Genomic DNA, 6,000 nt, shown 5'->3' on the forward strand with positions numbered 1-6,000 from the left:
CATGGCCTACCTCGGCGGCAGCACCCCGGAGCCGTCGGCCCCCGGGAAGGAATCCCTCGCGGCGCGCGCGAAGGGAGGGCTGCTCCTCATGGGCGGCTTCGTGGCGCTGCTGGCCGTCATTGAGTTGATCAACACCCTGCTCCTACACGGGCTCAACCGCACCTTCGGCCTGCGCCCGCGGAGCTTGGACGGGGTCTTGGACATCCTCACGTTCCCCTTGCTCCACGCCAACTTCGGGCACCTGTTCTCCAACGCCCTGCCGTTGATCGTCTTCGGCTTCCTGGTGTTCCTTTCAGGACTGCGGGTCTTCCTGATCACCATGGCGCTGAGCTGGCTGGGTTCCGGCGTGGCGGTCTGGCTGATCGGCGGCGGCGTGACGGTCGGTGCGTCGGGGCTCGTCTTCGGCCTGTTCGCCTTCCTGCTGGTGCGCGGGGTCCTGAACCGCAACTGGTGGCAGTTGCTGCTGTCGGTGGTGCTGTTCCTGGCCTACGGCGGCATCCTCTTCGGGATCCTGCCCAGCGTGATGGGCGTCGTGTCCTGGCAGGCACACCTGGGCGGTGCGGCGGGAGGCGTCCTCTCCGCTGTGCTGCTCCGGCCAGCCCAGGTAGCCCGCAGTTGATGTCGGGTTGACGCCTCTGGATCTACGGTCCAACGCAAAACGCCGGCCCTCCCGCACAAGGGGAGGACCGGCGTCGCGCTTAAAGCGCTGGCTTAGCCGGTGAACGGCTTGGCGGACACGATCTCCACCGGGATTTCCTTGCCGTTCGGGGCAGTGTAGCTGAGCTTGTCGCCTTCCTTGTGGCCCATGATGGCGACGCCGAGCGGGGACTTCTCGCTGAAGACGTCCAGGTCGGAATCCCCGGCGATTTCGCGGGAGCCAAGCAGGAACGTTTCCTCATCACCGGCGATGCGGGCAACGACGAGCATGCCGGGTTCGACGATTCCGTCATCGGCCGGGGCTTCGCCCACCTGGGCATCGCGCAGCAGCGCGGTCAGCTGGCGGATGCGGGCTTCGATCTTGCCCTGCTCTTCCTTGGCAGCGTGGTAACCGCCGTTTTCCTTCAGGTCGCCTTCCTGGCGCGCAGCTTCGATCTTCTGGACGATTTCCGCGCGGCCGGCCCCGGACAGGTGCTCCAGTTCGGCCTTCAGGCGGTCATATGCGTCCTGGGTAAGCCACGCTGCAGTTGCGCTGTTGGTGGTAGACACGGACTTCTCCTTATGGATCTGCAAGCAAAAGACCCCGCAGCGGTGGCCACTCGTGGAACTCAGTAACCAGCTCAGCGGGGTAGAGGTATTGATCCAGTGTAGTCAATCCTGTGGACAAACCAAAAGCCAAAGGAGTCGCGCGTCACACCGTCCTAGTGGCCGCTGTCCACGATCCAGCAATTGTCGACGACGCCGGAAACGGCTTCGGACTCGGTCCGCAGCGCCAGCCGGTGGATGGTGGTGCGGCCGCCGTCCGCGCCGTCCTTGGGCTCGTTCGGGCCGATCTCCACGACCTTCCAGCCGACCACCGCGAACTTGGAATCCAGCGCCTTCACCGCGCACTTGGCCGTTGCGCCGGGGTACTTGGCGACCTGGAAATCCACCTCGATCTGCGTGGCATCCGTGGCGTGGAATCCGATGTCCTTGAAGGTGACCGGCGCGGTGGCGCTGGTGGTGGCGATCCAGGCCATGAAACCGATGCCCAGCAGCAGCGCAACGATGACCAGGTTCCGCATCCCCTTGCGCCCGAGGCGCCGCTTTTGGCCGCCGTAGCGATTGGCTAGGCTGGTACTTGCCGGCAGCGCCGTAGCCGAGGGGTCTTCCGAAGTCACCTGTCCAGTTTAGTGCGCATCCGGCGGCACCCTTGCACCGCCCATCACCTGCCACCCGCACGCAGGCCAAGCAGTGCCGGCGGCACCCCGGCCGGCAGCACCAGAAAGAGGAATGCCTGAAGGATGAGCACATCCACCAGCTCCGCCGCCCCGCTCCGCCTCCTCGCGGTCCACGCGCACCCGGACGACGAATCCAGCAAGGGTGCGGCGACCATGGCGATGTATGCCGCGTCCGGCGTCGAGGTGATGGTGGCGACCTGCACCGACGGTTCGCGTGGTGACATCCAGAACCCCGGCATGGAGGACGCGCCGCACCCCAAGCGCGATATGGCCGGCGCCCGCCGGCTGGAAATGAATGCCGCCGCGAAGATCCTCGGCATCCGCCAGCAGTGGATCGGTTTCGTGGATTCCGGCCTGCCCGAGGGCGATCCGATGCCGCCGCTGCCGCAGGGCTGCTTCGCGCTGCAGCCGTTGGAACGCGCCGCCGCGCCCCTGGTGCGCTTGGTCCGTAACTTCAAGCCCCACGTCATCCTGAGCTATGACGAGAACGGCGGCTACCCCCATCCGGACCACATCATGGCGCACAAGGTGGCCGTCGAGGCGTACCACGCGGCGGGCGATCCCGAGCGCTACCCGGGCACCGGGGAGGCCTGGGCCCCGGCCAAGCTCTACTACGACCGCGCCTTCAGCCCCGAGCGGTTCCGCGCCCTCCACTTCGCCCTGGAGGAAGCCGGCCTGCAGTCGCCGTACGCGGCCCGCCTGGCCGCCTGGCTTGAGGCAGACGCCGAAGGCCACACCCCGCCGCGGCCTGCCCACCAGACCACCACCCAGGTGGACTGCGGAGACTACTTCGAGCTCCGCGACGACGCGCTCCGTGCCCACCGCACGCAGATCGACCCTGAGGGCTTCTTCTTCGCGGTTTCTCCGGAGCTGCAGCGCACAGTGTGGCCATGGGAGGACTACACCCTGGTGCACTCCCGGATCGAGGCCCAGCTGCCCGAAAAGGACCTGTTCGCGGGGCTAAGATAGAACGTGCCGGCGATTTCTATCAGACGTAGAAATCGGGTTCTGAAAACACCGTCCGGCAGCCAGCACCTCCCACAGAAGGTTTGAACCGTGCACCACTTGCTCCTCGTCCTGGCCACGACCCCGGCACCTTCGCCGTCTCCGTCCCTGCGGCCGGGCCTGTCGGAGGACCAGGTGACGCCCGGTACCTGGGGCTTCATCCTCACGGCCTTCATCGTGGTGCTCACGACCTTCCTGATCGTGGACATGGTCCGCAGGATCCGCCGGGTCCGCTACCGCGCCCAGGCCGAGGAAGCCCGCCTTGCCGCCGAGGGCGGCGCCGATGCCGAGGCCGATGGTGATGGCGGCGCAGCAACCCGCTGAGCAGCGCCCTGACGCCGGCCGTTCTTCGGCGGAGCCGGGCAGCTTCAACGCCCTCGGTTCCGAGCCGTCGGCCTACCTGCGCCAGCATGCCCACAACCCGGTGCACTGGCAGCCCTTCGGGGATGACGCCTTCGCGCTCGCCGCGGCCCGCGACGTCCCCGTCTTCCTGTCCATCGGCTACGCGGCGTGCCACTGGTGCCACGTCATGGCCCATGAGTCGTTCGAGGACCAGAAGACCGCGGACTACCTGAACGCCCATTTCGTGGCCATCAAGGTGGACCGCGAGGAACGCCCGGACGTCGATTCGGTCTACATGGCCGCCACCCAGGCCATCAGCGGCGAGGGCGGCTGGCCCATGTCCGTCTTCCTCACCCCGGAAGGCCTGGCCTTCCACGCCGGAACCTACTTCCCGCCCGCGCCGCTGCCCGGCCGCCCGTCCTTCCTGCAGGTGCTCGAAGCGGTCCGCGAGGCCTGGCTGGAACGCCGCGACGCCGTCGAGCAGAACGCCCGAGGGCTCGCCGCCGGGATGGCCGACGCGCAGGCGGGGGCCGCCGTCGTCCTCGATGCCGTCCCGCAAGCGCTCGACGCAGGGCTGCCGGCCGAGGCTGTCCGCGTGCTGGCACGCTCGGAAGACCCCGACGACGGCGGCTTCGGCCGCGCACCCAAGTTCCCGCCGTCGGCGGTGCTGGAGTTCCTCATCCGCCACGCGGCGGTCCCGTCCGTGACGTCGGACGCGGCCCGGGACATGGCCGGGCGCACCTTGGCTGCGATGGCCCGTTCCGCCCTCAGGGACCAGCTGGACGGCGGATTCGCCCGCTACTCCGTGACGGCCGATTGGTCGGTTCCGCATTTCGAGAAGATGCTCTACGACAACGCCCAGCTGGTGCGGGTGTACGCCCATTGGGTCCGGCTGGGCGGGGACCCGGTCTTCCCGGCGGAGGAGGCCGGGGCCGTGGCCCGGGAGGCCGCGGCATGGATGATCGATGCGCTGGGACTCGGCGCGGGTGCGGAGGGTGCAGCCGCGGGGGGCGGCCTCGCCTCCTCCCTGGATGCCGACACCGTAGTGGACGGCGTCCACCGCGAGGGCGCCACCTACCTGTGGAACCCGGTGCAGTTGCTCGGCGCCCTGGGGCCGGAGGACGGGCCCGCGGTGGCGCGGCTGATGAACGTTGCCGCGCGCGGGACAGTGTCCGCCGACGGCTCGCCCTTGCATCCGGGCCGCCGATTCAACGCCGCCGAGGCCGGCCTGTGGGAGCGGTGCCGGCCCGTGCTGCTGGCCGAACGCGCGCGCCGCACCCAGCCCGAACGGGACGACAAGGTGGTGGCCGGCTGGAACGGACTGGCCGTCGCCGCCCTGGCCGAGGCCGGGGCCATCCTCGACGAACCCCGGTTCGTCAAGGCGGCGGAGAACATTGCCGGCTACCTGCAGCGGGTCCACTGGGGACCCGGACCGTCCCTTGGTGATGGCCCCGGGCGCCCGCGGCTCAGCCGGGTCTCCCACGAAGGGACGGCCCGCGGAATCGGCGGCCTCCTGGAGGACTACGCCTTCTGCGCGGAGGGCTTGCTGTCGCTCTACGCGGTCACAGGGCGGGTCCGCTGGTACGCCTTCGCGCAGGAGCTGCTGGCGGAAGCCGCAAGTCGCTTCGCCGCCGGCGGCCGCCTGTCCGATTCGGCGGGGGAGTCCGGACAAGTGCTCCGCGCGTCCGGCGAACAACCGTCCCTGGACCCTTTCGACAACGCCGCCCCGAGCGGTGCCGCCGCCTTCGCCGGCGCCCTGCTGACATCCGCCGCGTATTCGGGCTCGCACGCCCAGCGGGCCATGGCCGGGAACATCCTGAACCTGCTGCCGCCGATCGCCACCCGTGCTCCACGCGTGGCCGGCTGGCTCCTGGCCACCGCGCAGGCCGCCCTGGCAGGGCCGCTGGAGGCCGCCGTCGCCGGACCGGACGGGCCTTTGCGGCGCGAACTGCACCGCAGGCTGCTGCTCTCGCCGAGCCCCGGTCTGGTGGTGGCCGTACAGGACCCCGACGACGGCGGGCAGCTTCCTGAGAAGGAACCGGTCCCGCTGCTGGAGTATCGCACCGCCGCGGCGGACGGGTCGCCGCAGGTGTACCTGTGCCGGGACATGGTCTGCCGGCGGCCGGTGGCCTCGCTGGCGGAACTCGAGGAAGAGCTCGCCGCCATGACGGGCAGCCCGACGGACACGGGGGAGCGATGAGCGGCGTGGAGTGGCGCGGATTGATCGCCCTGTTGCTCAATGAAAAGACCAGGATTGCGTTTGCCGAAGTGGTCCTCGAAGAGGCCGAACGGGAAGGCAAGCGGCTCTCTGCCTTGGAGAGGAGCAAAGCGCGTGCGGCCCTGACGGACGCCGGAGTGCTTGCCGGTGCGGAACCAGTTCCCGGCGTCAGCCGGGATTACCTTCAGCGGTTTCTCCGGCGTCCCGGACGTGCGGCGGACGGAACCGGCCTTGATCGGTTCCTGCGGAAAGACGGGCGGATCGACAGGTACCCGGCGAACCAGGAACAGCGGCGTCTGCTCCTGGCATGGATCGCAGGGCAGGTCCTGGCGCCGGGCGAGGTCCTCGATGAGCCGGTGTTCAGCGCCCGGCTTTTGGAGTACGCCGACGACCACGTGATGCTTCGGCGCTACTTGGTGGACGCCGGCCTGGTGCAGCGGACGCCCGACGGCAGCACGTACTTCCTGCCGGGAAGCTAATATGTAGTCGTTTCTGTCAAGAGGCAGGGGGAAGGGGGCCCGGGTCGGTGAGCCTGGGGCCGCTTCTGGGATGTAGGCC

7 protein-coding genes are annotated in these 6,000 nt (G+C 69.2%); 5 read left to right on the plus strand and 2 right to left on the minus strand.

All coding sequences use genetic code 11. From position 1 onward, the window contains the following. Window position 1 precedes the first annotated feature (1 nt). The gene (locus DWV11_RS16770; protein WP_115790062.1) at window positions 2–619 is read left to right on the plus strand and encodes a rhomboid family intramembrane serine protease; all 618 of its coding nucleotides are present in this window, start codon (window positions 2–4) and stop codon (window positions 617–619) included. Between the two features lie 92 nt (window positions 620–711). Here DWV11_RS16770 and greA read toward each other — a convergent pair whose 3' ends face one another. Then, window positions 712–1,206, minus strand: coding sequence for a transcription elongation factor GreA (gene greA / locus DWV11_RS16775; protein ID WP_115790063.1), 495 nt, complete (start codon window positions 1,204–1,206; stop codon window positions 712–714). A gap of 152 nt (window positions 1,207–1,358) precedes the next feature. Continuing rightward, window positions 1,359–1,817, minus strand: coding sequence for a DUF4307 domain-containing protein (locus DWV11_RS16780; RefSeq protein ID WP_115790064.1), 459 nt, complete (start codon window positions 1,815–1,817; stop codon window positions 1,359–1,361). 123 nt (window positions 1,818–1,940) lie between these two features. Between DWV11_RS16780 and mca the strand changes: the two genes are divergently transcribed. The 4 genes from mca (at window position 1,941) to DWV11_RS16800 (ending at window position 5,921) form a co-directional block, all read left to right on the plus strand. Further along, window positions 1,941–2,846, plus strand: a complete 906-nt coding sequence (gene mca / locus DWV11_RS16785; RefSeq protein WP_115790065.1) for a mycothiol conjugate amidase Mca — start codon at window positions 1,941–1,943, stop codon at window positions 2,844–2,846. An 87-nt stretch (window positions 2,847–2,933) separates the two neighbouring features. Beyond that, complete coding sequence (locus DWV11_RS16790; RefSeq protein WP_115790069.1) at window positions 2,934–3,206, plus strand: hypothetical protein; 273 nt, start codon at window positions 2,934–2,936, stop codon at window positions 3,204–3,206. Beyond that, window positions 3,178–5,424, plus strand: a complete 2,247-nt coding sequence (locus DWV11_RS16795; RefSeq protein ID WP_425452073.1) for a thioredoxin domain-containing protein — start codon at window positions 3,178–3,180, stop codon at window positions 5,422–5,424. The genes DWV11_RS16790 and DWV11_RS16795 overlap by 29 nt, the downstream gene beginning before the upstream one ends. Next, a complete protein-coding gene (locus DWV11_RS16800; protein WP_115790067.1) occupies window positions 5,421–5,921 on the plus strand; it encodes a DUF2087 domain-containing protein in 501 nt (166 codons plus the stop codon). The genes DWV11_RS16795 and DWV11_RS16800 overlap by 4 nt, the downstream gene beginning before the upstream one ends. The last annotated feature ends 79 nt before the right edge of the window (window positions 5,922–6,000 follow it).

The organism is Arthrobacter silvisoli, from assembly GCF_003369445.1.
GTDB lineage: Bacteria > Actinomycetota > Actinomycetes > Actinomycetales > Micrococcaceae > Arthrobacter > Arthrobacter silvisoli.